This window comes from Bacillus sp. GMa5/1, from assembly GCF_050172015.1.
GTDB lineage: Bacteria > Bacillota > Bacilli > Bacillales > Bacillaceae_G > Bacillus_A > Bacillus_A cereus.
On record NZ_JBNLYC010000255.1, the window covers coordinates 1 to 4,668 of the forward strand.

A 4,668-nucleotide genomic window follows, 5' to 3' on the forward strand; every position below is an offset into this window, starting at 1 on the left:
TCATAAAGCGAAAGGTAAGTATATAAACTTCTTAATGGATGATGATTTATTTCATGTAAATAAAATTGAAAAAATGATGAAATACTTTTTAAATGACCTAGATAATGAAATTAAGCTTGTAACATCCCATCGCCAAGTAATGGATGCAGAAGGAAACCTATTGCCAGATGTTTATTCAACGATGCGTTTATTTTATACAGATACGATTATAGATGGGTCACAATTAGGAAAAATGGTGATTATGAATCAAAAGAATTATATAGGAGAACCGACAACGGTTTTATTTCGTAAAAGTGATTTAACAGAACCGTATGGTGTATTTGATAAAAGGCGGTATCTTTGCAACGTAGATGTAGCTTCATGGTTATCCTTACTGAGTAAAGGGAAAGCAGTATATATAGCGGAGACACTCAGTTACTTTCGATTACATTCAAATCAGCAGTTAAATGAATCTAATAAAATGATGGATGGGTTAGAAGATTTTTCTCATAGTATTATTATAGCTGGAGAAAAATATGGTTTCTTATCCTCCGAAGAGGAGTTAGACAGAGCTATTACAAATTTTCTAGACTATGCAAGAAGAATTGTTCCATCATCCATATTATATTCATTGGATTACTATCAACAAATCAAGCTAAAGAAAATAAATATTGAAAAGAAAAAACAGCGTATGAATATCAACTCGCACCTCCCAAAAGTCAGTATACTAATTCCTGCCTACAATAGACCTCATTACTTAGAATTAGCCCTCAAAAGTGCTTTGAATCAAACCTATGAAAATATTGAAATTATAATTTCTGACGATAGTACAAATGATGAAGTAAAAACAATGATCCAGCCATACTTAAAAGAACATGAATGTATAACATATGTTAAAAATGAAAATCCATTGGTGGCTGAAAATTTTAATCAATGTATAGAGCTTGCTACTGGTGAATATATAAATTTTTTATTAGATGATGATTTATTTCATCTTGAAAAGATTGAGAGAATGATGAAATACTTTTTTGAATTAGAAAACATTGCATTTGTGACGTCGTACCGTGAACTAATTGATGAGAATGGAGAAGTATTACCCCCCTCAACATTGAATGTGAAAATTGCCACAGAAACTACAATTTTTGAAGGGGAAACACTAGGGAATTATATGTTGAAAAACTTGAAAAACGTAGTTGGAGAACCGACAACGGTTTTGTTTAATCGCAATTTTTTTGGAGGGAAATTTGGTTATTTTAAGGGGAAAGCGTATTCTTCTATTAATGACATTGCAACTTGGTTAGATATGATGAGGAAAGGAAAAGCAGTTTATATACAGGAACCTCTTAGCTACTTTAGACAACATAGTGGACAAAATCAAAAACAAATGCACTTTATATTAATGACAATTGAAGAATGGATTGAATTAATTACAGATGCACATAATAGTGGGTTTTTAAATACTGAACAAGATTATAAAGAGAGCTTATCTTATTGTTTGGAGAATGCAGGATTTATACTTAAGGATGCAGTAAGAAGTGGAGAACTAGATCAAATTTATAATGAAAAGATAAAAAGTGGGTTAATTAAACTAGTTACTCATATATTTGAGAAAAATATTTGTTATTGCCAATATTGCAATCAAGAATTTGAAAAATTTTCACCTTGGCCAGCACATTATGATTTTCTAAAATATGAATTTGAGATGTGGAATAAAGATACAGGTATCTGTCCAGTTTGCTATTCGATGGATCGTGACAGGTTGTATCGTGCGTACATTGAAACAGAAACGGACTTGTTAAGTAGGAATTATACTATGCTTCATATTGCACCTGAAGTGAAGGTAAGAGGATGGCTTAACCAGTTTAAAAACATTACTTATATATGTGGGGATTTAGAACCAAAGGATTCTTTAATGGAGGAAATTGATATTACGAGAATTGCATACGAAAATAATACCTTTGATGTTATTTTATGTAGTCATGTATTAGAACACGTGCCTGACGATGAAAAAGCAATGCGAGAATTATATAGGGTACTAAAGCCAAATGGATGGGGAATTATTCAAGTGCCAATCGCAATGAATGTAGATTTTATTATAGAGGATAAATCTATTGTAACGCCATTATTGAGAAAAATAGCCTTTGGTCAAGAAGATCATGTTAGGATTTATAATCGATCGGGATTTATTCAACGATTAACAGCTGCGGGCTTTAAGGTGGAATTGTATAACATAGCTCAGAAACAAGGGATAGAAATTGCTAGGAAATTCGGATTATCTGAAACGGATATGCTCTATATTGTCCGAAAATGATAGAAAGGAATAGATGCATATGGAGAATATTCCTTTTTTACGTGCGTCAATTGTACCTGCAAAAGAGTACTTAGATGAATTAGAGCGAATTGATATATCCCACATATATACAAATTATGGACCTATAAATCAACGTTTTGAAGAAACAATTATGTCGGAATTTTTTCAGAACAGGGGAGCAGTTACAACAGTAGCAAACGCAACGCTAGGGTTAATGGCGGCAATTCAATGTAAGAAAAGAAAAAAAGGAAAGTATGCTCTTATGCCTAGTTTTACATTCCCTGCTACTCCATTGGCAGCTATTTGGTGTGGCTTGGAGCCTTATTTTATTGATATTTCATTAGATGATTGGTGTATGGATAAAACGGTACTTTTGGATAAGATTGATGAATTAAAAGAAGAGGTTGCAGTTGTTGTTCCATATGCAACATTCGGATCATGGATGGACTTGAAAGAATATGAAGAATTAGAGAAAAAGGGTGTTCCGGTTGTTGTAGATGCGGCACCAGGGTTTGGATTAATGCATGAGGGTATACATTACGGTCAGAATTTTAGTGGTATGATTGTATATAGCTTTCATGCAACAAAGCCTTTCGGAATTGGCGAAGGTGGTATGATATATAGCCATAATGAGGAAGAGATAAATCAAATTAAAAGAATGGGTAATTTTGGATTTGATCATAATCGTGAATGTACGATGATGGGGTTTAATTGTAAAATGACTGAATATGCAGCAGCTATTGGGATTACAACGATAAATAAATGGAATCAAAAAGTGCAAGAACGAAATCGTATCTCTGAATGGTATAAACAGTTATTACAAAGTACGGGATTAATAAAAAAAGGCTGGCAAGTTCAAAAGACAAAAGCAGTTATTCATCAATTTATGCCTATTCTCTGTTCAGAAAAAATTAACAATATGCAGGTAATAGAAGAGTTAAAAAAGCAAAAGATAGAAGCTAGATCATATTTTTCACCATCTTGTCATCAACAAGATTTTTTAAAAAAATATAAGTCTACAGATTTAACAAATACAAATAAAATAGAAAAACGAATAATTAGTCTACCTTTATGGGAAGGAATGACAAAAGAAATCGTAGAGAAAATTATAATGTGTTTAATACAGAAGGTGGTGTCCACAGATGAATAGTTTTTATAGTCAAGAAGAGTTGAGCGAAATTGGCTTTCTATCTGTCGGGGAAAATGTATTAATAAGTAAAAAAACCAGCATATATAATCCAGGTGCTATATCTGTTGGAAATAATGTAAGAATCGATGACTTTTGCATTTTAAGCGGCAAAATTACAATTGGAAGTTATTCGCATATAGCGGCATATACAGCGTTATTTGGAGGAGAAATGGGGATTGAAATGCATGATTTTGCAAATATTTCATCAAAAACAATTGTATATGCAGCAATTGATGATTTTAGCGGAAATACATTAATGGGGCCGACTGTTCCACATCAATATAAAAATGTGAAAGCTGGAAAAGTTATTTTAAAAAAGCATGCCATTGTTGGTGCGCATTCTATTATCTTTCCAAATGTAGTAATAGGAGAAGGAGCGGCAGTTGGTGCGATGAGTATGGTAAAAGAAAGTTTAGATGATTGGTATACGTATGCTGGGGTGCCTGTAAGGAAAATAAAAGCTCGTAAACAAAAGATAGTAGAATTAGAAAATGAATTTTTAAAAAGCATTAATTCCTGAGTGTTTAAAAGATTTTGTTGCAGCATTTCTAAAAAAAATAAAAAAAGACATGTATGAGGGGATATTATGTGATTACTGTATTATTTATGGGGCTATCTTTATAGTAGAGTCTACATCAGGTTTATTAGAAGATCTATTCATACATGTGAAAGAAACAATTCAAATTCAAAGTATGAATCAACGCATAACAAAAGCCCCTGTAAAAACAGAGGCTGAAGGTATAAATAAAGATACATTATTTATGGAAGCATATGTAGAGTTAATCAATCATAAGTTTGTTATTTCTGAATTAGCTGTAGAGCTTTCATCTGTTCTAAAAGAATTAAATTGTTTTGTTCAATCATCTTTGCCACAGCTTCAAAGTGAGCTTGATTCTCAAGAACCTCAATCTGCTTCTCTTTAGGGAGTGATTGAAGTATTTCTTTTATTTCTTTACACTCGTATATGTTATTTTCAGAGTCTTCGATTAATTTATTGCGACGATTGGTGTATTCAAGTGCACCTAAAGTCGCTAATGCGCGAGGATCTAATCCTAGAATTTCCATGTATTCCTCTCCTTTCCTCTACAATAATTCGATAGGGGAAAGGAGAATCCTTTAATGATTTAGTAGAGTCTTTATATAGTTAGTGAGCGAGCATGTTATCTAGTAGGAATGTAGTAGGAATCTG

4 protein-coding genes are annotated in these 4,668 nt (G+C 32.5%); all 4 read left to right on the forward strand.

The window, feature by feature from the left end; all coding sequences use genetic code 11:
* Nucleotides 1-2,290: glycosyltransferase (locus tag ACQGSG_RS26745; RefSeq protein WP_426948436.1), on the forward strand; the 2,290-nt coding region annotated here is incomplete at its 5' end.
* A gap of 19 nt (nucleotides 2,291-2,309) precedes the next feature.
* Nucleotides 2,310-3,440 (forward strand): aminotransferase class I/II-fold pyridoxal phosphate-dependent enzyme, encoded by a 1,131-nt coding sequence (locus tag ACQGSG_RS26750; protein ID WP_426948438.1) that lies wholly within the window; start codon nucleotides 2,310-2,312, stop codon nucleotides 3,438-3,440.
* A complete protein-coding gene (locus ACQGSG_RS26755) occupies nucleotides 3,433-3,999 on the forward strand; it encodes an acyltransferase (protein ID WP_426948440.1) in 567 nt (188 codons plus the stop codon). Before ACQGSG_RS26750 ends, ACQGSG_RS26755 begins: the two co-directional genes overlap by 8 nt.
* A gap of 49 nt (nucleotides 4,000-4,048) precedes the next feature.
* Nucleotides 4,049-4,402: a hypothetical protein gene (locus tag ACQGSG_RS26760; protein WP_426948442.1), complete on the forward strand. Its 354-nt coding sequence runs from the start codon at nucleotides 4,049-4,051 to the stop codon at nucleotides 4,400-4,402.
* The last annotated feature ends 266 nt before the right edge of the window (nucleotides 4,403-4,668 follow it).